This is a genomic window from Burkholderia sp. ABCPW 11, from assembly GCF_001523445.1.
In the GTDB taxonomy this organism is placed as follows: domain Bacteria; phylum Pseudomonadota; class Gammaproteobacteria; order Burkholderiales; family Burkholderiaceae; genus Burkholderia.
Window position 1 is genome coordinate 285,766 of the sequence record NZ_LOVM01000008.1, and the last position, 24,166, is coordinate 309,931.

Below are 24,166 nucleotides of genomic sequence, written 5' to 3' on the forward strand. Positions count from 1 at the left end.
TTGCGCATACCGCATGCTTCGCGGCCGATCCCCGTTGGCGCTTCTGCGCTCATACCCCATACTTCGCGGTCGGCCGTCGTTTGTGCGTGAACGCTTACGCAGCTCTTCCTTCACGCTCGGCCGCATCCGGCGCGTCACCGTGTTTCCCTCGTGCCCCGTCTCGGTCCGTTCCCGGAATGCGTGTTCCCGCCGCTCAATGCGAATGGCTCGGCACTTCCGCGCCGCGCGTGCCAACCAGGAAGTCGAGGTCGCACCCCTCGTCGGCCTGCAGCACGTGATCGATGTACAGCCGTGCATAGCCGCCCTTGCCGAGCTGGCCGGCCACACCCGGCGCCGCGGTCGGATCGACGTCCGACAGGCGGCGCTGCAGCTCTTCGTCCGTGACGTCGAGATGCAGCGTGCCGGCCTCGCAGTCGAGCTCGATCCAGTCGCCGTTGCGCACGGCCGCGAGCGGCCCGCCGGCCGCCGCTTCCGGCGCGACGTGCAGCACGACCGTGCCGTACGCGGTGCCGCTCATCCGCGCGTCGGAAATCCGCACCATGTCCTTCACGCCCTGGCGCAGCAGCTTCGGCGGCAGCCCCATGTTGCCGACCTCGGCCATGCCCGGATAGCCGCGCGGCCCGCAGTTCTTCAGCACCATCACGGAGCTCGCATCGACGTCGAGCGATTCGTCGTTGATCGTCGCCTTGTAGTGCTCGAGGTTCTCGAACACCACCGCGCGGCCGCGATGCTTCAGCAGCTCGGGGCTCGCCGCCGACGGCTTCAGCACCGCGCCGCGCGGCGCGAGATTGCCGCGCAGGATACAGATCCCGCCGTCCGCGATCAGCGGCCGGTCAAGCGGGCGGATCACTTCTTCGTCGTAGTTCGGCGCTTCGCGCACGTTGTCCCACAGCGACTTGCCGTTGACCGTCAGCGCATCCGGATGCGGCAGCAGCCCGCCTTCGCCGAGCCGGCGCAGCACGGCCGGCAGCCCGCCCGCGTAATAGAACTCCTCCATCAGGAAGCGCCCCGACGGCATCAGGTCGACGATCGTCGGCGTGTCGCGGCCGATGCGCATCCAGTCTTCCAGTTCGAGCGGCACGCCGATGCGGCCGGCGATCGCCTTCAGGTGAATCACGGCATTCGTCGAGCCGCCGATCGCCGCGTTAGTGCGGATTGCGTTCTCGAACGCCGCGCGCGTCAGGATCTTCGACAGCACGAGCCCTTCGAGCGCCATCTCGACGATCCGGATGCCCGACATGTGCGCGAGCACGTAGCGGCGCGAATCGACGGCCGGAATCGCCGCGTTGTGCGGCAGCGCGACGCCGAGCGCCTCGGCCATGCACGCCATCGTCGACGCGGTGCCCATCGTGTTGCAGGTGCCGGCCGAGCGCGACATGCCGGCCTCGGCCGACAGGAAGTGATGCACGTCGATCTCGCCGGCCTTCAGCGCTTCGTGCAACTGCCACACGGCCGTGCCCGAACCGATGTTCTTGCCTTCGAGTTTGCCGTTCAGCATCGGGCCGCCCGACACGACGATCGCCGGCACGTCGCAGCTGGCCGCACCCATCAGCAGCGCAGGCGTCGTCTTGTCGCAGCCGGCGAGCAGCACGACCGCGTCGATCGGGTTGCCGCGGATCGCTTCCTCGACGTCCATCGACGCGAGGTTGCGCGTGAGCATCGCCGACGGCCGCAGGTTCGATTCGCCGTTCGAGAACACCGGGAATTCGACCGGGAAGCCGCCCGCCTCGGAGATCCCGCGCTTCACGTGCTCGGCGAGCTTGCGAAAGTGCGCGTTGCACGGCGTCAGTTCCGACCATGTGTTGCAGATGCCGATGATCGGCCGGCCGTCGAATTCGTGATCGGGAATGCCCTGGTTCTTCATCCAGCTCCGGTACATGAAGCCGTTCTTGTCGTTCGTGCCGAACCATTGAGCGGAGCGCAGCCTGGGTTTTGTTGCCGACATCGTCAGTCCTGTGGTGACGGGATACCGGCGCAGTCTAGGCAGAATTTTGATAACTGGCTAATGACGATTTAGGCGATTACGATATCGATTCCGATATCGATATAAACCCGTACGATGCCCGAAGCCAGCCCATGGGGAAACCGCGCCCGCCTGAAGACGCGCCAGTTGCTGCTGCTCGTCGCGCTCGCCGACGAAGGCAGCATTCACCGCGCGGCGGCGGCGCTGAACATGACGCAGCCGGCTGCGTCGAAGCTGCTGCGCGAACTCGAGGAATCGATCGGCGCGGTGCTGTTCGAGCGCCTGCCGCGCGGGATGCGGCCGACGCTGTACGGCGACGCGCTGATCCGCCACGCGCGCGCGGCGCTCGGCAGCCTCGACCAGGCGCACGAGGAACTGGCCGCGCTGAAGGCCGGCCATCTCGGCCACGTGGCGGTCGGTGCGATCACGTCGCCGGGCCTGCGCCTCGTGCCGCCGGCCGTCGCCGCCGTGAAAGGCACGCATGCCGGCCTGCACGTGTCGGTCGAGATCGACACCAGCAACGTGCTGCTCGAACACCTCGCGCAGGAAAAGATCGACATCGTGCTCGGCCGGCTGTCGGCCGAACACGACAAGCTGCGCCTGCGCTACGAGCCGCTGACCGGCGAGTCGGTGGCGGCCGTGGTGCGCCCCGGCCATCCGCTGCTCGCGCACGCGCCGCTGTCGCTCGCGGACGTGCAGCGCGCCGCCTGGGTCGTGCCGCCGGCCGGCAGCGTGCTGCGCCACCGCTTCGATCTCGTGTTCCAGCGCGCGAGCCTCGCGCCGCCGGCGAACGTCGTCGAAACGGCCGCGCTGCTGTTCATCACGCAATTGATCGAGCAGAGCGACATGATCGCGGTGCTCGCCGAGGACGTCGCGCGGTACTACGCGCGGCACGGCATCGTCACGGTGCTGCCGCTGGAAATGGATTGCCGGATGGACGACTTCGGGATCATCACGCGCACCGACCGGCTGCATTCGCCGGCGGTGACGGTGATGGTCGATGCGATTCGGGCGGCGGCACGGGAGGTGTACGACGTCGCGCTGTGACGTGGGCGCCGGCTTCCGGACAGGCCGGGCACGGGCTTACGCTTTCATCATCAGAACTGTGCGGTGACCTGAAAACCAACCGTGACACGCGCCGTCGGGAACCCGGACGGCTTGTAGATCGGCGTGCCAGCGAACAGGTCGTAGCCATAGCCACCGAATCGTGTCGCGACGCTGCCTTTGACGCCGATCACGGCACCGGCGAGCTGCGTGCCGACCAGGGCGACCGGCTGCGGGCCCCACACGCGGCCGTAGTCGATGCCGGCATAGACGGCCTGTCCGGTTCGGCCGATCGGCGCCTGAAGCTCGTTGCGCCAGTAGAAACCGCGCGCCGCGGCCAACATCGTCTCGCCATCGAATCCACGCACCGTATAGCGGCTGCCGATCGTCAGATCGTCGATATAGTAGAGCGTATTGCCCGTGTACTGGCCGTGGAACGTCGTGACGTAGCGGAACGGCTGCTGCGCAATCGCGAACGGCACCGACAGGTTCGCGTCGAGCACGGCCATTTTGAAGCGATAGGTCTGGTCTCCATTCAGCTCGGGGATATCGTCCTGCGCGCCGAACCCGCCGACGCCTTGACGGTACGCGAGCGTGCCGTCGAATTGAGCACCGCCGAAATAGTGTCGATCATTCAGACCGAGTTCGATGAACGTGTTGTTGCGGCGTTGTTGCGGGATTTCCGTATCTTCGATGAAGCTCTGGCCGAAGCGGCGCGACAGGCGCACGTAGCCGCCGAATACGTCGTTCTGGCTGCGCGCGAGCACGCGGGCGAGTTTGAAATCGACTGTCTTCGAATTACCGCTCGCGACGAAGGTTTGGTTGACCCCGGCGATTTGCTGATAGTACGTGTTCGTGTACGCGGACAGCGTCGCAGTCCAGTAGCCCCACGGAATCGAATAAAAGCCGTTCCAGCCGTGCGAGCCGAGGCGCTTGTCGCCGAACTCGAGATCCTGGCTCACGCCGATGTTGAAGAGGTCGTTCAGGCCCAGCGGGTTGTCGATGCCGAGCGACAGGTTACCCTGCAGTTTGCCGGTCGCGCGTGTGCCGGAGTTGTCGATCGATGCGACGACGGTCCACGGCTTACTGCGTTTCACGTCGAGCACGACGTCGCTTTCGCCGGGCACATCGGCCGGCACGATCTGCATCGACACGTCCTGGCTCGACACGCGCTTCATCTGCTCCAGACCTTGCTCAAGGTCGCGCAGGTTGAGCAGTTCGCCGTCGCCGGTCGGGAAGGCGGTCTTCCAGGTGCCGCGGAGCTTTTCATCGGCGAAGCGTACATGGCGGATGACACCGGGGATCAGCGAGAGCTTCAGCGTGCCGATGGAGAGATCCTGTTCGGGCAGCAGCACGCGCGTCGTCACGTACCCGCGCGCCAGAATGGCTTGCGACAGGCCTTTGACGAGCGCGTCGAGTCCCTGTTTGCCGACACACTGCCCGGTGTAGTGTTCGAGCCATTCGCGCGCGAAGGCGAAACGATCCATCGGCAATGCCGACGCGCCTTGCAACTTCAGGGAAGCGGGCAGCGCATCGGGTACGTCGAGGGAGAAACGATCAATGCGAAAGCAGGGCGTTTCCGACGGCAGCGTGGGATACCCGGCGCGTGCCGTCATGTTCGACCGTACCCCGGGCGCGGTGACGGTTCGCTCGCGCTCACGTGCCTCTTCTTGCTGTCGGGTTTGCTGGTCATTGCCCGGAACGGTCAGGCGCGGCGCTTCCTGCGCGGACACACTGGTCGCGATAAGCAGCAGCGCTGCTACAGCGGAATTCCCCCGGCAAATAGTTCTCATGTATTTTTCATCACTTGATTGTGAATGTCGACTACGTCGCACACCGATCGGTGCTCAGTATGCGATCGGCAGTTAACCGGACGCACCTAGCATCCGTCAACGCCATTAGACTTACCGCATTACAACATCGCAAGAAGCCATGGGCGCTCGAAGATAAAAGCAGCGATTAATTCGACGCTCATTAATGCCATTAATTATCTTTGCCATCCTTCATTTCTGAAAATATGGGAGCGACTTCTTAAATCCAACCAATAAATTTCCCATCAGAAGGGATTCAAAAAAGACGCACGAGTGCCTTTCCAGAGGCGAAACTTCCCAAGCACCTTACCCACAAGTGTCCTGAACATTTCGTCAATCAACCCGCCTATGATCTAACCCGACATGGCAGTCCCTGACCAATAGGAGTGCAGGTCGGTCAGTTCTCTCGGTTTTTTTGTGCGGTATGCCCTAAAAAAGCAACGAGAGTGACAGTGGCAGACAAACCCACAAATACAAGCAACGCGAAAGGCGTAAGGAATTCACCGAATCTAGATACTGTAGCCTTGAAGCCAACCACCACAATCCCCGCCGCAAATAATCCAAGATATATAAGCAACATTGATGCGAAGAAAACCTTCCAGAGACGAAATTTCCCGAGAATCCTTCCGAAAACTGGGCCGAAGAATCCTCCTATAAGACCACTTATGGATTCAAGCGACATTCTCACTCCTTATTGCTTATAAGGCTCACCAGATTTCACGACTGCCTGCGCTGCTCTACCAGCCGTTTGACTTAGCGCAAGCCCGACTCCACGGATCACAAACCCTGGAATAGTTGCGACATTCATGATCGAATTAGGAATTCCCGCCCAGCCCAACATAGATGTAGTAAATATAGAATTATAGGCGCCAAATGTCGTTGCGGTCGCCAATCCGGCTAGTGAAAAATTCTGATTAAAACTCTCGTAGAAGTTGTTCCCTTTCAATGTGGCTACCCCAGCACTGGCCGCAGCTACGCCCGTATAGATGCCGCCGGAAACTGCCGCTCCAGTTGCAGCCGCTGTCGTTAGCGAATACCCTGCCTGCGCAGCCTTGTAGGCGGCAAACAGGTCTTGCGCGTACGATACCCCTGCCGATCCACCAGCAATTATTTCCGGTGCGAGGCCCGCGGTAACGAGACCACCAGCGATCAGCAGTCCTGCTGTCGGGTTTGCCGCAGATCCGGGCAAAGCTCGCTGCTCGGGTGTCAGCGTGCCATCCTTGTTTCCAGACAAGAACGGACTGTTGTACTCCGCCGACGTCGCATGGAACAGCCCGCCACCGTTCTGACTGATATAGGCCACCGCAGTTGCGTCCCCTCCCGGCCCCTTGCTTGCCGCCGCATCCACCAAACGATAGCCGTTCGCGAGCAGCATATTCTCCGCCTGCTCCGCAGTGAGTGCCTTCCCGGTCTTTTCTTCATAGAACTTCGCGAAGTCCTTCGCCTTGTCCTTCGTCCACTGTCTTTCGTCGGGGTGAAGCTGCCGGTTGAACCGGTCAACGTTGTACCCCGAGAACGCCCCCGCCTCACCACCCACCGCCGCGCCCGCCCCCGTCGCAAGCGCGTTCGCCACGATGTTGCCCAATGCCTGGTTCATATTGGCGTTCCCAGTCGGATCGCTGCCCGCGATCGCACTGCTGATCTCATTCAGCTTGCCCGACGCGATCGATGCAATCGCGGCACCAGCGGCGCCACCTACCGCGTTACCGCCCGCCAACCCCGTCACCAGCGCCGCGCCGGCACCTTGCATCAATGCGCGATTCGCTCCGCCTTCCTTCCACGCGTCGACGCCCGCCTGATCACCGTTCGCCGCGGCGTCCTTCATCATCTTGTCCGCGTAGTCTCCGATCCGACGCGATACGGCTTCACCCGCCGCGCTGGCCGCCGCCATCATGTCCGCCTGATTGCTCAAGAGATTCTGCATGTCGGGGAGTTTGGCGACCGTACCGTTCGTGTTCGTCGTATCGCGGTTCAAGCTGGCGACGTCCTGCTTCTGGTTCGCCGAATCCGTGATCGTGACCGTCCCCGCACTCACGCCGCTCTTCGTCGTCGCGCTATCACTACCGCTGTCGTTCTGGCCAAGCATGGGCGCGGCGCCGCCCGCGTTCTTGCCCGACGTGCTGCCGTGCGTGCTGTAGTTCATCCCCCCATCGCCGGTCGTCGCACCTGCACTGAAGCCGCTCGAGCTCGCATCGTAGTGCGACTGGTTCTGGACGTCCGAGAAGGACAGCGAACCTGTTGTCAGCGAATTCTTCGACGCATCGGCTTGACTTGCGATCAGCCCACCCTTCAGGTCGGTATTACCGGTGACGTTGATATTGAAACCGCCGTCACCTGCTTGAATCCCGGCCTGTTCATTGACGCCCGCATAGGTGCCCGACGCGTTGCCCTTGCTCTGGCTGAAGCTCGCACTGGCGCCACCCTGACTGATGTTGAAGCCCCCGCCTGAACTCGACTGATGCGCCGCGCTCGACAACGTGTCCTGCACGCTGACGATGTTCAGGTTTCCGCCCACGTCGGCGTTCACCTGATTGCCCTTCACGTTCGAGCCGATGATGTTTGTATCGCCGCCCGAGATGATCGTCACATTGTTTGCTGCGTTTACATGGCTATTGTTCTGCGTGGCCAGATCGCTGTTGCCATCGCCGTTCGCCTTCGACATCGCCGCGGAAACACCGAACCCGCCCGTGCCGACGGAAACCCCCACGCTCGCGCTCTTTGACTCATTCGTGCTACGCGTCGAATCCGTATCGGTCGTATTGATGATATTGACCTGATTCTTCGCTGCCAGGATCACGTCGTTTGCGTTCACGTTCGAACCAACGATCGCCACATTACCGCTACCCGGTTGCCCGTTCCCCGTTGCCGCAAATGCCACCGTTCCGCCCGCATTCACATTCGAACCGCGATTCGTCACGCTGCCTTCGGAGAATGCGCTCTTGCTGTGACTGCTGCCGACGCTGACTTCGACCTTGAACTGAGGCGTTTCGCCCGCCCCCAGCGCCCGGACCGCATCGCCCGCAGCCATGTTCGCATCCCACGCAGCGCTCGCCGCAGCCATCCCGTGCAGCGCCGCTGCCCGACCATCCTGGCTATTGCTGGACGCACGCGATTGGCCCACGGCGTTCGATACCGCGTCGATCACCGGTGCCTTCAGTGCCAGCGTCAGGCCGCTCTTGGAGACTTCCTGCGTTTCGCCGCGGTGGTTCTTGTCCTGCGCCGCGTCAATCGTCACGTTCGCGCCTGTCCCGCTGAGATTCTTCGCTGCGATCAGATCGCTGCCGGTCACGTGCAGATCGTTGCCAGCCGTGATGCTCAGGTTGCCCTTCAGCGAACCGATCGTGCTGGCGTTGTTCGACACCTCGGTCGTCTGGCTGGTCGTCTTCAGCGAACTGCTGCCCACCGACACCGACAGTCCCCCGCCCGACATCAGTCCGGATTCCTTCTTGTTGTAGTAGCTCGACGACTGCAAGGTGTCTTGCGACGTCGTCACCGTCGTGTTGCGCGCTGCCGTGAGCGTTACGTCATTCGTTCCGACGATGGTGCTGCCCTGAACATTGACGTCCTTTCCACTGACGATGTTCACGCCGTCCGCCGACACCAGACTGCCGCGATTGAGCGTCATCGTCTGATCAATCCCGCTTGCAACCTTCACACCGCTCACGACATTGCTGTGGCTGTGCGTTTCGTGCGAATTCAGCTCGTGCGTCTCCGTTGCCGCGCCGATATTCACATCGCCGGACGCCAGCAGGTTCGCGTTGCCCTTGTCGAGGCTGATTGCGCTGCCGGAGAGCGTTATGTCCTTACCCGACACGATGTTCACTGTGTCGCCACCCTTGAGCGTCGTGCCTGTGAGCACCTGATCCGACTTGTGCTGCGTATCCGCGGAGCTGCCGTGACTGTCGCTGCCCGAACTGTTGCTGTTCACCGTCGATGTCGCGCTCGCCGCGCCTAGCGTCACGTTACCCTTGGCTGCGATCGTGCCGCCCTGTCCGAGGTCGATCTGCGCACCCTTCGCCGTCAGATCGCCACCCACGACGACGTTCGACTGCCCGCCGACCGTCACCGAGCTGCCGGTGACCTTGTTGATGTCGGTGTTCGACACGCCGTTCGCGCGCTGCACGATCTTGTGCTCGCCCGTCTGCACCGCACCCAGATCCCAGTTGCCGCCGACGTTCATCCCGAGATTGCCACCGACCGACAGGTTGCCCGCGTTCTGCTGGAAGTTGCCGCCGGTGACGATCGATGCGTCGCCTGCAACGTCCAGCTTCGCGGTCGGCCCCAGCGTCGTCACCACGCTCGTCGCGCCGTCTCGGCTTACCCGCGTGTTCGTCTTCGTGGCCGTATCGAGAATCAGGTCTTTCCCGGCGTCCAGTTGCAGGCTGCCAGCCTTCACATTCGCCGACGTCAGGTCGATATTGTTCTCGGTCTTCAGCGACATCAGCCCGCCGCTTTGCAGCGCGCCGAATGCGTTATCGATCTGCTTGCCCTGGATCGCCAGCGTGTTGTCCGCCTTGATCGTGCCGCTGTTCGTGAACGACTGCGCGTTCTGGAGATCGATGTTCGTTGCGCTGATCAACGGGCCGTTGATGTTCTGCTGGCTGGCCTGCGCGAGATACACGACCGGCACCAGCACCGATTGTCCGTCAACCACCCGCGTTTCCATCAGGATCACGTTGCTGGTCAGCTTCGACACCTGCTCGGCCGACAGGCTCGCACCCATGGGAAGATCGAGCGACTTCGACAGATCCGCACCCGCCGTCATCAACGACTGGTACATCGCCTGCAAGTCCGCATACGGCCCCAGCACCGCCTTGCCGGTCAGCGCCGTCACCTGATTGCGCACGAGCTGCTGTTCGTAGAAGCCGTCACCAAGACGCTTCGGGATATGCGTGAGGTCGACGCCGAGCTGCCCGAAGAAGTAGTCGCTCGAAATGAAGTTCTTCTGGTTCGTGAACGCCGGATTCGTCTCGATCACGTAGTGCGCATTCGGCGCGGTAGTCGGCCGGTACAGCCCGCCTTGCGGAATCGTGAGGTTGTTCAGCACGTTCAGTGCCGTCGCACTGGCGATGATCGGATCGACCGGCGCCGGTTGACCGCCGTGCACCGACGATGCATCCGATTTAGCGCCGCTTGCGTTACCGCTCAGATTGGCGGGCGTAAGCCCCGGCACCGACTGCCCCGGCAACAAGCCGAGCGACGGAATCGACGCGTTGGTCGCCGTGTTGCTGACGCTGACGCCCGTCCCCGAGATCGTGCCGTTGGAACTCAGTGTCGAAAAGTAACCCGGCAGCGTGTAATCCTTGATCGATGCCGGCGCTGCCTGCGTAAAGCCACCCGGGCGCCCGGTCACGAACGGTGCATTGCCGAACGGCAACTGCCAGTCGTGTTCGGAATTGTCGTAGTTGTTGTAGTGGTATTGGCCCGAGTACGAGACCGTCACGCCCGGCAGTGTCTGTCCGGACGCCGCCCAGCCGTCGGCGTCGTAGTGCCCCGGCATCTTGAGGTCGCCGACCGCCGCGATGTTGCTCCAGTAGTTTTGCAGCGTGCCGACGGACGACGCATCGATCTTGCCGCCCGACACGATCTGTGCGGCCGGGCTGATGTCGGTCACGGTCGTCGCCGTCGCGCTGTCGGCATAGTAGGTCGTGAACTGATAGCTGCTGTTCCATTGACCGCTATGAGGCGGCGAAATGAATAAGCCGCCCGGTTGTTTGATCAGTTCTGCCGCTTGGTCCGGTGTAGGGTCCTGGATACCGTAACTCGTCTGACCCGTGCAATTCCCCACGAAATACGCCGCGCATCCGGACATGCTGATGCCGAACTGCGCGAGCAATCCCGGATCGATCTGACTGGTGGACGTCTTCATCACGCGCCGCGTGCTCGTCACCTTGCCCGCGTGTAGTTCCATGTCGCCTTCGGACTGGATCAGCGCCGATACGTTGTTGACCAGCGCGGCGTTCGTGTAATTGCCGCTGGCGTCCCGGCCACCTGCCAGCACGACCTTGCCCATGCCGAAGATCGCCGTCGTCGCCATCGAATCGGTCGTAGTGGTGTCGTCGCGGTTCTCGATGTCGTGCGCGAGAATTTCGAGCGTGCCGCTGCTGTCCGATGCACCGATCAACGCGGTCGGTCCGAGGTTCGAGATCGTGTTCGTCGCATTCAGCGAAACGCGGGCGCCAACCAGCGCGCCGGTATTGAACAGATTGGTCGATTGCGTGCGCAGCAGGCCACCGGCAGTCAGGGCGCCCACGTTGACGATGTTCCCCGCGTTGACGCTCAGGTCGTTGACCGATTGCAGGTTCGCGCTGTTCGTGAAAGTGCCGGGCAACGTGAACGCGAGATCGTGACCGACATTGAACTGCGTGTCAGGTGCTGCCGTGTAATCGCCTTGCAGATTCACGTTGGCGTCGTGCGTCGCGCTGTACGTGCCGCCACCTTGCAGCGTGCTCGCCGCGACCGACAGGTCGTGGGTAGAGCTGATTTGGCCGTTGGTGTTCGTGATCGCGCCGGTGGTCGTGACGTTCACGTCGCCGTTCGAGTTCGTGACGTTGCCGATGCTGCCGCCGCTGTTGTCGAGCGTATTCGCGTTGACATGTAAGGATCCACCGCTGAGCTGACCACCCTGCGTGTTGCGGATCGATGCGGCGCTGATCATCACGTCACCGTTGCCGGTAATGGCGCCCATGCCCGACACGCCGCCTGCATGGCTGTTTGCGATCTGACTGCCACCCTGCACCGTCATCTTGCCGGCGCCGAGGTCGACGATGGCACCGTCTGCGTTGTCGATCGACGCAGATTGAATGTCGAGCATGCTGGTGTCGCTTGCTGCCGATTGCCCGGCCTGGACGTGGCCGCCCTGGTTCGACAGCGCACCGCCGCTCTTCAACGACAGTGACGCGTCGGATCGCAGCAAACCTTGCGCGTTGTTCACGTCGCCGGCGATGGTCGCATTGAGGCCGCGTTGCGCGGCAAGAATACCGCTCGCGTTGTTCCAGGTAGCCGCGTTGACGATGGCCTGTCCCTTCGTCACGATGGTGCCCGACGCGTTGTTCAGCGCGCTGGCGCCCGCAGTGGTCCCGGTACCCGGAGCGATCGTCAGCGTGCCCGTGCCGGCGTGCGTAATGGTACCGCCCGCGTTGTTCAGCTCGGCCGGCTTGAGCGTCAGGTCCGTGGCGTTGGTCTGAATCACGCCGGCAGCCGAGTTGTCGAGCGTACCGCTGACGTTCATCCCCATCGTTGACGATCCATACTGCGTGATCGTCCCGCCGTGGTTCACGAGGTTCGCGGCCGTCAGCGCAAGCTGATTGGCCTCGAGCTTGCCACCGCTGTTGTCCAGCGTCGAGTCGGCCGTGACCGACAGATTCGGTGCAACGATCGACCCTCCCTGGTTCGTCATCGAGCCCGTGTGGATCGTTGCGTTCGTGCCGGCACCGATTTGACCACCGTCGTTCGCCAGCGTGCCGCTGGTGACGCTCAGATCCGTGTTCGACAGCAGCTTGCCGTTCGCGTTGTTCAACGTACCGCCGACGGTTGCCGTCAGTCCGGTCTGCGCGTTGATTGAGCCCGACGTGTTGTTCAGCGCGCCGGTTTGCACGACAACGCGCCCGTTGCTGGCGATCGCACCGCCCACGTTGGACACCGAACCTGTGCCGCTGCTCACTGTCAGCGTGCCAGTGCCGGCATGGGTGATCGTGCCGCCGTCGTTGACGAGCGCGGCAGGCGCGAGCGTCAGGTCAGTACTGTTGCTTTGCAGCGTGCCGCCACTGGAATTGTCGAGCGTGCCCGACACGTTCACGCTCATCGCGCCGGTACCGGTCTGCGTGATAGTGCCGCCGTGGTTCGCGAGGTCAGTTGCGGTCAACGACACCTGACCACCCTGCACGGTGCCGGCGCTGTTGTCGAGCGTCGTGGCGCTGACTGTGGCCGTCTTGCCGACGATCGAGCCGCCGTTATTCGTCAAGTGCGCGCCGGCTTCCACCGCGACGTTCTGCGCGGCCTGCAGCGTGCCACTGCCGTTGTCGACCGACTGGCCGGAAATGTGGAGATTCGTATTCGATGTAATCGCGCCGCGGTTGACAACGTTTGCGCCGCTGACCGAAACATCACCGTTGCCGCCGATGACGCCGCCTTGCGCACCGTTCGCTGTCGTACCGGCCGCGTTGGTCAATTGGCCGCTCGTCGTCACCGACAGGCCATCGCCGTTGAGCGACGTAATTCGGCCCGCCGTGTTATCCAGTGACGCACCGGCCACCGTCATGCCGGCCGCGCTTTGAATCGTGCCCTGGTTGTTCGCGATGGCACCGCCGTGCAGGTCCACCGTGCTTTCGGAGATCAGTTCACCGGACTGGTTGGCGATCTGGCCGGCAACATTCACCGACAGCGCCCCTTGCGACGAAAACTTGCCGCTTTGGTTCGACAGGTTACCGCCCGTCAGCGTCACGCTCCCGCCGCTCGACAGGTTGCCGTGGTCGTTGATCACCGTACGCGTCGCGTTCGCCTGAATGGCCCCTTGCGCGCTCGTTGTCGCATTCGACAGGTTCACGTCGCCGGCCGTCGCATTCAGCGACAGGTTGCCGTTCGCCGCTGTCTGGCTGCCGGCAAGATTCATGCTGCCACCCGTCAGCGACGCGTTGCCGCCCGCGACATTCTGGCCGGTTGCGCTCAGTTGGCCCGACGCAGTCAGGTTGAGGTCGCCGCTGTGCGCGACGGACCCGTCGCTGTTCACGCCCGCGCCGAGCGTGCCGGTCGAATTGATGGTGCCCGCATTTACCGTCGTGTTCTGCTGCGCCGCCAGCGTCCCGCTGTTCGTGAGATCGGCGGCGGTGTTCGCCGACAGCGATTGCTGCGCATACGTCGTGCCGCTGTTCTGAATACCGCCTTCGGCCGACAGCGCGAGATTGCCGCTCGCGGTCGTCTTGCCCGTGAGCACGAGTCGGCCGTCCGATTGCAACGTCAGGTCGCCTGCCTGCGCGGCGATCGTCCCTGCGTTCGCGACACCGACGCCAGCGGAATTGCCAACCAAAAACACCCTATTGGCATACATACCGCCCAATTGCGCGACGTCGATCGCGACGGCCGGGGCAGGACCGTCACCGGCGATTGGCGTCGCGGCAAGCGTGTCATGATTGACCTGTTGCGCACCGGCGATCACGTTCAGATCTTTTGTGTAGATCGCGGCATTGGCCTGCACGGCGCGGGCAATCAGGTCGACCTGATCGACATTCGACGCATTGAGGCCGGCACCTTGCACAGTAATGAGCCCACGCGATACGTTGTAGCCAGTCAACGATCCGTCTGCGCCATAGTACGGCTGGCCGGTCGTCAAGGTCGCGCGACTGGTATTGATGAAGCCGCCACCGTCTACGACAAGACCGGCTTGATTCGCCAGGACGACCTGTGCGCTCGGCCCCGCGACCTCCACGAATCCGCGGATAAACGAGGGGGCGTTGCTGTTGACCTGATTGACGATGATTCGTGCGGACTGACCCGGACCGTAGTTCGGGTTGCCGTTGATATAGCCCGCTTGCTGCGTATTGACGATCGTCGGCGAGTTGTTCAGGATCGCGCCGGCTTTTTGGACGTCGAACTGGTTGTAGGTGTTGACCGATACGCCCGCGTTCGACGGACGCGCCACGTTGACTTGCGGTAAGCCGTTGGGCGTCTGGATCACCTGCGTGCTGGTGCCCGGTGTGGGGATGATCTGCGCATCGGCCAGGGTTGGCAGCATGCCGAGCGCGGCGACGCCCGCCATCACAACGCGAACGCCCGACGTCGACGATCGCCGCTGCGCGCGAGCTTCGCCCGTTGCCGATTTCCCCTCGGCCGTCGCTGTCTCCGCCACGGCCACCACCATACCCCGAAGCCCGGAATACACCAGGCGATGCGTATTCTTGTTCATTCTCGTCGACGCGGCCCGCGTCCATTCGTTTGCTTATTGGACGCGAGCTTACCGAAACCATTACGAATGACTGTCAAAAATTGCCAAGCCGTTGAAAGGAAACCACAAATTTCAAGTTTCGGACGCGTCTGATTGACGTGTTCCCGCAACGTCTCGGGTCGAGCCACTAAAGCGTACGGACAACAAACCGGATCGATTTCTCGCGCAGCTTTCGCTCACCCATTTGCACGCACGAGTTCCGTTTTCGATTAAAACGTTTCGATATGCGATGAATTGCACAAGTCGTTCGAGATTTATGGAAAGTCGCCAATCCATCCTCTCACAACGAACGGACACATTTCGGAACGCACAATCTGAATCGCTATCGCGAGGCTGCATCCAACCGAGTTGATCTGCTCTGGAAATTCTGGACACAACCGAGTGTTGATTTCTCAGAGCTTTGAACCGCTTGGATTTCTTGGACAGTGCCGAGCGTTAGTGTTCGGTCTTTTGAACCGCTTGGATTTCTCCTCGCACTTCGCCATGAAAAGCGCGTCAACGGAACGAGAGTCTCGTGCTGATGTCCATTGCCGGCGCGTCACGCCGCTGCACACGCGATCACCGGTTCGCAGCGAATCGGAAAGTTCACCGAATTCGCGATATAGCACTTCGCATGCGCGTCGTGATGCAGATGCGCCGCCCGTTCACGATCGTCGCCGGCCCGGATCGTCACCTGCGGACGCAGCACGATTTCGGTGAAGCGCCCCGCTTCGGCACCGTCGAGCATCGTGCCTTCCGCGTGGTCGACGTAGGCCAGCACGCGGATGCCGGCTTCGGAACACAGGTGCAGATACCAGAGCTTGTGGCATGCCGACGCCGACGCGAGCAACAGGTCTTCGGGGTTCCAGCGCGCCGCGTCGCCGCGGAACGCCGGATCCGACGACCCGGGGATATCCGGCTTGGAACCGGCCCGGATCACGTGATCGCGGCCGTACTCGCGATACCCCGACGTGCCTGTGCCACGATTGCCCGTCCACTCCACCGCGACGCGATACGTGTGTTCGCTCGATGCCATCTCGCTCTCCATTGAATTGAAGTCGGTGTCTCGACCGGCCCGGACGCCATTGCGTGAGGCCTGCCGGTGGCCGCTATTCTGGCACCGGATCGTCGTTTGGTATACCATTATTCCAAATTAACGAAACACGCAGGCATGGAAACCAGACTCGACTCCACGGCGGACGCGGTCGCCGCGTCGCTGCGCGACATGATCGTCAACGGCGAGTTGGCGGCCGGCGAGCGGCTCGTCGAGCGCGATCTGGCCGAACGGTTCAGCATCAGCCGGATTCCGATGCGCGAGGCGATCCAGCGGCTGGAACGCGAAGGCCTGCTCGACATCTTCAGGAATCGCGGCGCCGTCGTGCGCATGCTGAGCGCGTCGGACGTGCAGGAAATCTACGACTTGCGCGTGCTGCTCGAAGGCGATGCGATCTACCGCAGCGTGAAACGGCTCGACGACGAAACGCTCGCGCGCGCCGAACTCGTGCATCGCCTGCTCGGCGACGCAACCGTGCCGCGCCGGCAAGGCGAACTGAACCGCGAATTCCACGAGTTGCTGTATTCATGCTGCGGCAACGCGCGGCAGTTGAAGTCGATCGCCGAGCTGCGCGGCCAGGTCGAGCGTTACGAACGCCTGCAGGCGACGCTGCTGGCGGATACGCCGTCATTCCAGGTCGAGCACGACGATATCCTTCAGGCGTGCCGCGAACGCAATGCACGCGGCGCCCGCGCGATGACCGTCGCGCATCTCGAGTCGGCCCGACGCATCGTGTTGCGGCTCGTCGAAGGCGGCTGAGGCGGCGCACGACCGCCCGCGCTTCGCTATGCCGCGTGCGGTACCGGCCCGGTCGTGCCGCGCACCGCCAGCGTCGGCAGCGACGCGACCCGCACGCGCGACGCATCGTCGCCCTGGCCGCCCGCCTCGCGCAGCGTATTGAGCAATTCGACCGCGATTCCGGCCGCTTCGGCGGTCGGAATCGCGACGGTCGTCAGCGTGGGCCGCGTGTCGCGGGCGAGGTGAATATCGGTAATGCCGACGATCGACAGGTCCTCCGGCACGCGCCTGCCGCGATCGGCCGCCGCGTGCAGCGCGCCGATCGCCGGCAGGTCGTTGGTCGCGACCAGCGCAGTCAACTGCGGGTGCGCATCGAGCAGCCGGCCCGCCGCGCGCAGGCCGCCCTCGATCGAATCGCGCTCGGCCTCGACGGTCGACGCGTCGAGCCCCGCGTCGCGCATCACGTCGACGAAGCCGTCATAGCGCGCCGCCTGCACACCGCTCGCCGCGCCGCCGACGATCACGCCGATTTTCTCGTGACCGAGTTCGAGCAGATGCCGCGTCGCGATCCGTCCCGCCTCGCGGAAATCGATGGCCACGCACGGCAGCCCGTCGGGCGGCGCCTCGGGCCGCTCCCACAGGCACAGCACGACCGGCACGCCGCGCCGCGCGACGTCGAGCAGATCCGGCAGGTGCAGGTTCGCATTGGTCACGAGAATGCCTTCGGAGATCGTGCCGGCGATCTGGTCGAGATACGCGCGCCCCTGCAACGGATCTTCGTTCGTATTGCAGACGATCAGGAACTGCCCGTTGCGCCGCACCGCACGCTCGACCGCGAGCGCGAACTCCGGGTAGAACGGGTTCGCGATGCTCGATACCATCAACGCGACCGTCGGCGCACGCCCTTCCGCCAGCGCCCGCGCGGCGAGGTGCGGCCGATACCCGAGCGCGTCGACTGCTTCGAGCACCCGCGCCCGCGTCGCGTCGCCGACCCGGCCGCGGTCGCGCAGCACGTTCGACACCGTCGCGGCCGTCACGCCGGCGCGGCGCGCCACTTCATCCAGAGTTGCCATCGTTTGCCCACTATATGAGACGTCGATCCAGTATTTGCTTCGCTCAGCGAAGCGGCGCACTATCGCCGCACACCTTGCCGCCCGACCGACGGGCGCGACTCGGCCGCGATCACATCGCCTCTTTTTTTGATCGCGATGATTAAGCGCTTAATCACGCAGTATGGCGCATTAGAACATGGAGCGGAGACAATGGCGAGCATCTCGATGCGGCGCGTGCAGAAAGCCTATGGCGAGCATGCGCCGGTCATTCGCGACGTCGATCTGGAGATCGGCGCGCACGAGTTCTGCGTGTTTCTCGGGCCGTCCGGATGCGGGAAATCGACGCTGCTGCGCATGATCGCCGGGCTGGAGGATCTGAGCGCGGGCGAGCTGTCGATCGACGGCCGCCGCGTCGACGACGTGCCGGCGGCCGAGCGCGGCGTGGCGATGGTGTTCCAGAGCTACGCGCTGTTTCCGCACATGACGGTGTACGAGAACATGGCGTTCGGGCTGAAGCTCGCGCGCGTGCCGAAGGCCGAGATCGACCGGAAGGTGCGCGACGCCGCACGGATCCTGCAGCTCGACACGCTGCTCGAACGCAAGCCGAAGGCGCTGTCGGGCGGCCAGCGGCAGCGCGTCGCGATCGGCCGCGCGATCGTGCGCGAGCCCGGCGTGTTCCTGTTCGACGAACCGCTGTCGAATCTCGACGCGGCGTTGCGCGGCCAGACCCGCATCGAGATCGCGCGGCTGCATCGGCAGTTCGAACGCGCGAGCGTCGTCTACGTGACGCACGACCAGACCGAGGCGATGACGCTCGCCGACAAGATCGTGCTGCTGCACGCCGGCGCGGATACCGCGCGGCACGGCAGCATCGCGCAGGTCGGCGCGCCGCTCGACCTCTACCATCACCCGGCCAGCCGCTTCGTCGCGGGCTTCATCGGCTCGCCGCGCATGAACTTCCTGCCGGCCGTCGTGACCGCGTGCGACGCGCATCGCACGACCGTCTCGCTCGTGCCGTCCGGCGAAATCTTCGTGCTGCCGCGCGACGGCTCGGCGCTCGGCGCCGGCGCCGCCGTGACGCTCGGCATCCGCCCCGAGCACCTGACGCTCGGCGCCGCGCCCGATGCGACGACGCTCGCGCGCGACGTCGCGCTCGTCGAGCGCCTGGGCGAACAGACCTACGTGCACCTCGATCCGTGCGGCCAGCCCAGTGCGACGCCGCTGATCGCGAAGGTGCCGGGCGACGCGCAGGTGCACACCGGCGAACGCGTGCACGTGCACGCGCCGGCCGCGGCCTGCCATCTGTTCACCGAAGACGGCCGCGCGGTGCCCGTGTGCGCCGACGTCCACGTTCACCACTACGCATAAGGATCGGCATGCGCCTCGGAGTCTGCTACTACCCGGAACACTGGCCGGAATCGATGTGGGCCGACGACGCCCGCCGGATGAAAACGCTCGGCATCGCGCAGGTGCGGATCGCCGAATTCGCGTGGAGCCGTATCGAGCCGTCGCCGGGCGAATACGACTGGGGCTGGCTCGACCGTGCGGTCGACGTGCTCGGGGCGGCCGGCCTCGAGATCGTGATGTGCACGCCGACCGCCACGCCGCCGAAATGGCTGGTCGACCGCCATCCCGACATCCTCGCGATCGGCGCCGACGGCCGGCCGCGCGCGTTCGGCTCGCGCCGCCACTACGATTTCTCGTCGCCGACCTATCTCGAAGCGTCGCGCCAGATCTGCACGGCGGTCGCCGAACGCTATGGCCGCCACCCGGCCGTGCGCTACTGGCAGACCGACAACGAGCTGGGTTGCCACCAGACCGTCGTCAGCTACTCGCCGGCCGCGCTCGTGCGCTTCCGCGAATGGCTGCAGGCGCGCTACGGCACGATCGACGCGCTCAACCGTGCGTGGGGCACCGTGTTCTGGAGCATGGAGTATCGCCATTTCGACGAAGTGGATGCGCCCGTGGGCACCGTGACCGAAGCCCATCCGTCGCATCGCCTCGACTACCGGCGCTTCGCGTCCGACGAACTCGCGCGCTATCACCGAATGCAGGTCGACGTGATCCGCGCACACTCGCCGGGCCGCCCGGTCGCGCACAACTTCATGCAGCTGTTCACCGAGTTCGATCACTACGAAGTCGCGCGCGACCTCGACGTCGCGACGTGGGACAGCTACCCGCTCGGCGCGCTCGAGGAGCTGTGGTTCGCGCCCGACGTGAAGGCGCGCTGGCTGCGCACCGGCCATCCCGATTTCGCGTCGTTCAATCACGACCTGTACCGCGGCATGTCGAAACTGCCGTTCTGGGTGATGGAACAGCAGCCGGGCCCCGTGAACTGGGCGCACTGGAACCCCGCGCCGCTGCCGGGCATGGTGCGGCTGTGGAGCTGGGAAGCGTTCGCGCACGGCGCCGGTTGCGTGTCGTACTTCCGCTGGCGGCAGGCGCCGTTCGCGCAGGAACAGATGCACGCGGGCCTGCACACCCCCGACGACCAGCTCGACGAAGGCGGCCGCGAAGCGCAGCGCGTCGCGCGCGAGATCGTGGCCGTGCACGACGCCGGCGCGGACGCGGACGGCCCGGTGCGCGCACCGGTCGCGCTGGTCTTCGACTACGAGGCGAAGTGGCTGTTCGAAGTGCAGCCGCAGGGCGCCGATTTCCACTATCCGCGTTTCGCGTTCGAGTACTACTCGGCGCTGCGCTCGCTCGGCCTCGACGTCGACATCGTGTCGGCGCACGCGCCGCTCGACGGCTACCGCCTCGTCGTCGTGCCGCCGCTGCCGATCGTACCGGACGATTTCGCGTCGCGGCTCGCCGCGTCGGGCGCGCATGCGGTGTTCGGGCCGCGCACCGGCTCGAAGACCGCCGACCTGCAGGTTCCGCCGGCGCTGCCGCCCGGCCCGCTCGCGTCGATCCTGCCCGTGCGGGTATGGCGCGTCGAATCGCTGCGGCCGAACGTGACCGAACGGATCGACGGCACGTTGCGCGACGGCGCGCCGTTCGCGGGCGACGCGCGTCACTGGCGCGACCTCGTCGAGCTGCACGACGACACGCGCAGCGTCGTGCACGCGCGCTTCGCCGACGGCCATCCGGCGTGCATCACGCACGGTACGCTGCACTACTGGGCCGCACCGTTCGACGATGCAACCACCACGCGACTGTTCGCCGATGTCGCGGCCGAAGCCGGCCTCGCGCCGACGCCGCTCGGCGACGCCGTACGCGTGAGCCGGCGCGGCGGGCTGACTTACGTGTTCAATTACGCGAGCACACCGCACACGATCGACGCGGTGCCGCCGTCCGCGTTCGTGGTCGGCGCCGCACAGGTCGAGCCGCAAGGCGTCGCCGTGTATCGAAGCCGTTCGTAACCTCCCCCGGCGCCGCAACGCGCCGGTCACGCACAACGACACACAGGACTGGAGACACCATGACACATCGCCCCCTTCGCGCCGCCGCCCGGCTCGCCACGGCCGCCGCCGTCGCCTTCGCGTCGCTCGGCACGACGGCGCCCGCCGATGCCGGCACGCTGACGATCAACATCGCGTTCAAGGGCGCGAGCCAGCGCGCCGTGTGGCAGTCGACGATCGAAGCGTTCCACAAGGCGCATCCCGACATCGACGTGAAGCCGACCTTCGTCGACGAGGAAGCGTACAAGGTACAGCTCCCCGCGTGGCTCACGACCGTCGCGCCGGACGTCGTGAACTGGCACGCGGGCGAACGGATGGCGTACTACGCGAAGCGCGGGCTGTTCGAGGATCTGAGCGGCGACTGGACGAAGAACGGCTGGGATGCGATGTACGCGTCGACGCGCAGCGCATCGTCGTACAACGGCAAGCAGTACGCGGCGCCGACCGTCTATTACTCGTGGGGGCTGTTCTACCGCAAGGATCTGTTCCGCAAGGTCGGCATCGCCGACGAAACGAAGACGTGGGACCAGTTTCTCGATGCGTGCAAGAAGCTCAAGGCCGCGGGCATCACGCCGGTGGCGATCGGCGGCCGCGATGCGTGGACGCTCGCCGGCTGGTTCGATTATCTCGACCTGCGGCTGAACGGCAACGCGTTCCACCAGCAACTGATGGCCGGCGACGTGCCGTACACCGACCCGCGCGTGAAGAAGGTCTACACGACGTGGAAATCGCTGATCGATGCCGGTTACTTCATCGACAACGCGCTGTCCTACGATCTCGACGGCGCGCAGCCGTTCCTGTTCCAGGGCAAGGCCGCGATGATGCTGATGGGCACCTTCATCGCGGCGGGTTTCCCGCCGAACGTCAAGCAGGAAATGGGCTACTACCGCTTCCCGATCATCGACCCGAAGGTGCCGACCGCGGAGGACGGCCCGGTCGAATCGCTGCACATCCCGACCAAGGCGAAGAACAAGGCCGACGCGCACACGTTCCTCGCGTTCGTCGAAACGCCGGAGATCGGCGCGAAGCTGGCCGAAGGGCTCGGCTCGCTGTCGGCCAACAGCAAGTCGCCGGAGCCGGCCGATCCGATCTCGCGCATCGGCTTCCGGATCCTCGCCGACACGAAGGGCGGCGTCGCGCAGTTCTACGATCGCGACATGACCAAGGAAATGGCCGACGAAGGGATGAAGGGCATGCAGCAGTTCCTCGCGAATCCCGCGCAGCTCGATACGGTGCTCGCACAGCTCGAACAGACCCGCAAGCGGATCTACAAGAAGTGACCGCGTGACCCAACCGGCGGCCGCGCGCCGCCGTGTCCGTTCAGGAGGCTTGCCGTGTCCAGTCCGATCGCGTCCCCCCCGCCCGCCGGCACCGCGCCGCCGCGCGGCCCATCCGCCACCACGCTGCCCGCGCGCCGCCCGTCGCCCGCCGTGCGGCGGCAACGGCGCGCCGCGTGGCTCTTTCTCGCGCCGGCCTGCGCGATGGTAGCCGTCTATGTGATCTGGCCGATCCTGTCGACGCTGTGGCTGAGCCTGTACAACTGGGACGGGATGACCGAACGCACCTTCGTCGGTCTCGCGAACTATGCGGAGCTGCTGCACGCGCCGACGTTCTACACGGCGCTGCGCAACAACGTGATCTGGCTCGCGCTGTTCATGCTCGCGCCGCCGCTCGGCCTCGCCCTCGCGCTGTACCTGAACCAGGCGGTCGGTGGCATCCGGCTCGTGAAATCGCTGTTCTTCGCGCCGTTCGTGCTGTCGGGCGTGGTCGTCGGGCTGATCTTCTCGTGGTTCTACGATCCGACCTTCGGGCTGCTCGCGCTGCTCGCCGGGCATGGCATCCCGGTACTCGGCGACGCGCGCTATGCGACGTTCGGGATCGTGTTCGCCGCGCTGTGGCCGCAAACGGCGTACTGCATGATCCTGTACCTGACCGGGCTCACGTCGGTCAACCCGGAACAGATCGAGGCCGCGCGGATGGAAGGCGCGCGCGGATTCGCGCTGCTATGGCACGTCGTGCTGCCGCAACTGCGGCCGACCACCTTCATGGCGATCGTCGTCACGGTGATCGGCGCGCTGCGCAGCTTCGACCTGATCTCGGTGATGACGGGCGGCGGCCCGTTCGAAAGCTCGACCGTGCTCGCGTATTACATGTACGACCAGGCGATCAAGTACTACCGGCTCGGCTATTCCGCGTCGATCGCGGTCGTGCTGTTCGCGATCATGCTCGTCTACATCGTGTTCCAGTTGCGCCGCATGCTGCGCAACGAGCAGTGACCTTTCGGGAGTGCGCTCATCATGTTTCCGACACCCGTTGCCCACTGGAAGCCGGTATCGCGCCGGCTGTACAAGCTGTCGCTGCCCGTCGCGCTGCTCGTCTGGCTGCTGCCGATGATCGCGGTGTTCGTCACGTCGGTGCGCTCGACCGAGGAACTCGTCGAAGGTCATTACTGGGGCTGGCCGCGCCGCTTCGCGATGATCGAGAACTATCGCGACGCGCTGACCACGTCGCCGATGCTGCATTACTTCTGGAACAGCGTGCAGATCACCGTGCCGTCGGTCATCGGCTCGATCGCGCTCGCGGCGATGGCCGGCTTCGCGCTCGCCACCTATCGGTTTCGCGGCAATACCGCGCTGTTCGGCACGTTCGTCGCCGGCAATTTCGTGCCGGTGCAGGTGTTGATGATTCCGGTGCGCGACCTGTCGCTGCGGCTCGGCGTGTTCAATACCGTCGAAGCGCTGATCCTGTTTCACGTCGCGTTCCAGACGGGCTTCTGCACGCTGTTCCTGCGCAACTTCATCAAGCAGTTGCCGTTCGAGCTGATCGAGGCGGCGCGCATCGAAGGCGCGGGCGAATGGACGGTGTTCTGGCGAATCGTGCTGCCGTTGATCCGGCCGGCGCTGGCCGCACTCGCGATTCTCGTGTTCACGTTCGTGTGGAACGATTACTTCTGGGCGCTGTGCCTCACGCAAGGCGACGAGGCGGCGCCGATCACGGCGGGTGTCGCGGCGCTGAAGGGGCAATGGACGACGTCGTGGAATCTCGTATCGGCCGGGTCGATTCTCGCCGCGCTGCCGTCGGTCGCGATGTTCTTCGCGATGCAGAAGCATTTCGTCGCGGGGCTCACGTTCGGCGCGACGAAAGGCTGAACGCGCGCCGGCTGCGTCTTCGTATCTCCCCCTCC

Annotated in this window: 13 protein-coding genes; 7 read left to right on the forward strand and 6 right to left on the reverse strand. The window is 64.5% G+C overall.

What is annotated here, in order from left to right; all coding sequences use genetic code 11:
• Positions 1 to 193: 193 nt before the first annotated feature.
• Positions 194 to 1,945, reverse strand: a complete 1,752-nt coding sequence (locus WS61_RS05380; RefSeq protein ID WP_059499576.1) for an IlvD/Edd family dehydratase — start codon at positions 1,943 to 1,945, stop codon at positions 194 to 196.
• A 114-nt stretch (positions 1,946 to 2,059) separates the two neighbouring features.
• Here WS61_RS05380 and WS61_RS05385 point away from each other — a divergent pair, with 114 nt between their 5' ends.
• Positions 2,060 to 3,010 carry a LysR family transcriptional regulator gene (locus WS61_RS05385; protein ID WP_059499577.1) on the forward strand — a complete coding sequence of 317 codons (951 nt, stop codon included), beginning with the start codon at positions 2,060 to 2,062 and terminating at the stop codon, positions 3,008 to 3,010.
• A gap of 50 nt (positions 3,011 to 3,060) precedes the next feature.
• On the opposite strand, the gene WS61_RS05390 is transcribed toward WS61_RS05385, so the two are convergent.
• The 4 genes from WS61_RS05390 to WS61_RS05400 all read right to left on the reverse strand — a co-directional run bounded on the left by WS61_RS05390 (position 3,061) and on the right by WS61_RS05400 (position 15,773).
• On the reverse strand, positions 3,061 to 4,800 hold the full coding sequence (locus tag WS61_RS05390) for a ShlB/FhaC/HecB family hemolysin secretion/activation protein (RefSeq protein ID WP_059499578.1): 1,740 nt from the start codon (positions 4,798 to 4,800) through the stop codon (positions 3,061 to 3,063).
• 415 nt (positions 4,801 to 5,215) lie between these two features.
• Positions 5,216 to 5,500 (reverse strand): hypothetical protein, encoded by a 285-nt coding sequence (locus WS61_RS34705; RefSeq protein WP_156441776.1) that lies wholly within the window; start codon positions 5,498 to 5,500, stop codon positions 5,216 to 5,218.
• Positions 5,501 to 5,509: 9 nt separating this feature from the next.
• On the reverse strand, positions 5,510 to 14,719 hold the full coding sequence (locus tag WS61_RS05395) for a hemagglutinin repeat-containing protein (protein WP_157692678.1): 9,210 nt from the start codon (positions 14,717 to 14,719) through the stop codon (positions 5,510 to 5,512).
• A 577-nt stretch (positions 14,720 to 15,296) separates the two neighbouring features.
• A complete protein-coding gene (locus WS61_RS05400) occupies positions 15,297 to 15,773 on the reverse strand; it encodes an OsmC family protein (protein ID WP_059499579.1) in 477 nt (158 codons plus the stop codon).
• Between the two features lie 135 nt (positions 15,774 to 15,908).
• On the opposite strand from WS61_RS05400, the gene WS61_RS05405 reads away from it, so the two are divergent.
• On the forward strand, positions 15,909 to 16,550 hold the full coding sequence (locus WS61_RS05405; protein ID WP_059499580.1) for a GntR family transcriptional regulator: 642 nt from the start codon (positions 15,909 to 15,911) through the stop codon (positions 16,548 to 16,550).
• 26 nt (positions 16,551 to 16,576) lie between these two features.
• Here the strand turns inward: WS61_RS05405 and WS61_RS05410 are convergent, their stop codons facing one another.
• The gene (locus WS61_RS05410) at positions 16,577 to 17,602 is read right to left on the reverse strand and encodes a LacI family DNA-binding transcriptional regulator (protein WP_059499581.1); all 1,026 of its coding nucleotides are present in this window, start codon (positions 17,600 to 17,602) and stop codon (positions 16,577 to 16,579) included.
• A gap of 189 nt (positions 17,603 to 17,791) precedes the next feature.
• On the opposite strand from WS61_RS05410, the gene WS61_RS05415 reads away from it, so the two are divergent.
• From WS61_RS05415 to WS61_RS05435, 5 genes are read left to right on the forward strand one after another with little or no spacing between them, the layout of a single operon-like run.
• Complete coding sequence (locus WS61_RS05415) at positions 17,792 to 18,949, forward strand: ABC transporter ATP-binding protein (protein WP_059499582.1); 1,158 nt, start codon at positions 17,792 to 17,794, stop codon at positions 18,947 to 18,949.
• An 8-nt stretch (positions 18,950 to 18,957) separates the two neighbouring features.
• The gene (locus WS61_RS05420; protein WP_059499583.1) at positions 18,958 to 20,943 is read left to right on the forward strand and encodes a beta-galactosidase; all 1,986 of its coding nucleotides are present in this window, start codon (positions 18,958 to 18,960) and stop codon (positions 20,941 to 20,943) included.
• 59 nt (positions 20,944 to 21,002) lie between these two features.
• Positions 21,003 to 22,262, forward strand: coding sequence for an ABC transporter substrate-binding protein (locus WS61_RS05425; protein ID WP_059499584.1), 1,260 nt, complete (start codon positions 21,003 to 21,005; stop codon positions 22,260 to 22,262).
• Positions 22,263 to 22,316: 54 nt separating this feature from the next.
• Positions 22,317 to 23,258, forward strand: coding sequence for a carbohydrate ABC transporter permease (locus WS61_RS05430; protein WP_059499585.1), 942 nt, complete (start codon positions 22,317 to 22,319; stop codon positions 23,256 to 23,258).
• A gap of 21 nt (positions 23,259 to 23,279) precedes the next feature.
• Positions 23,280 to 24,131, forward strand: coding sequence for a carbohydrate ABC transporter permease (locus WS61_RS05435; protein ID WP_027781771.1), 852 nt, complete (start codon positions 23,280 to 23,282; stop codon positions 24,129 to 24,131).
• Positions 24,132 to 24,166 lie beyond the last annotated feature (35 nt).

Coding starts and splice junctions, on each gene's coding strand:
- WS61_RS05380 (WP_059499576.1), bottom strand. CDS start 1,945: ATGTCGGCAACAAAACCCAGGCTGCGCTCCGCTCAATGGTTCGGCACG.
- WS61_RS05385 (WP_059499577.1), top strand. CDS start 2,060: ATGCCCGAAGCCAGCCCATGGGGAAACCGCGCCCGCCTGAAGACGCGC.
- WS61_RS05390 (WP_059499578.1), bottom strand. CDS start 4,800: ATGAGAACTATTTGCCGGGGGAATTCCGCTGTAGCAGCGCTGCTGCTT.
- WS61_RS34705 (WP_156441776.1), bottom strand. CDS start 5,500: ATGTCGCTTGAATCCATAAGTGGTCTTATAGGAGGATTCTTCGGCCCA.
- WS61_RS05395 (WP_157692678.1), bottom strand. CDS start 14,719: ATGAACAAGAATACGCATCGCCTGGTGTATTCCGGGCTTCGGGGTATG.
- WS61_RS05400 (WP_059499579.1), bottom strand. CDS start 15,773: ATGGCATCGAGCGAACACACGTATCGCGTCGCGGTGGAGTGGACGGGC.
- WS61_RS05405 (WP_059499580.1), top strand. CDS start 15,909: ATGGAAACCAGACTCGACTCCACGGCGGACGCGGTCGCCGCGTCGCTG.
- WS61_RS05410 (WP_059499581.1), bottom strand. CDS start 17,602: ATGGCAACTCTGGATGAAGTGGCGCGCCGCGCCGGCGTGACGGCCGCG.
- WS61_RS05415 (WP_059499582.1), top strand. CDS start 17,792: ATGGCGAGCATCTCGATGCGGCGCGTGCAGAAAGCCTATGGCGAGCAT.
- WS61_RS05420 (WP_059499583.1), top strand. CDS start 18,958: ATGCGCCTCGGAGTCTGCTACTACCCGGAACACTGGCCGGAATCGATG.
- WS61_RS05425 (WP_059499584.1), top strand. CDS start 21,003: ATGACACATCGCCCCCTTCGCGCCGCCGCCCGGCTCGCCACGGCCGCC.
- WS61_RS05435 (WP_027781771.1), top strand. CDS start 23,280: ATGTTTCCGACACCCGTTGCCCACTGGAAGCCGGTATCGCGCCGGCTG.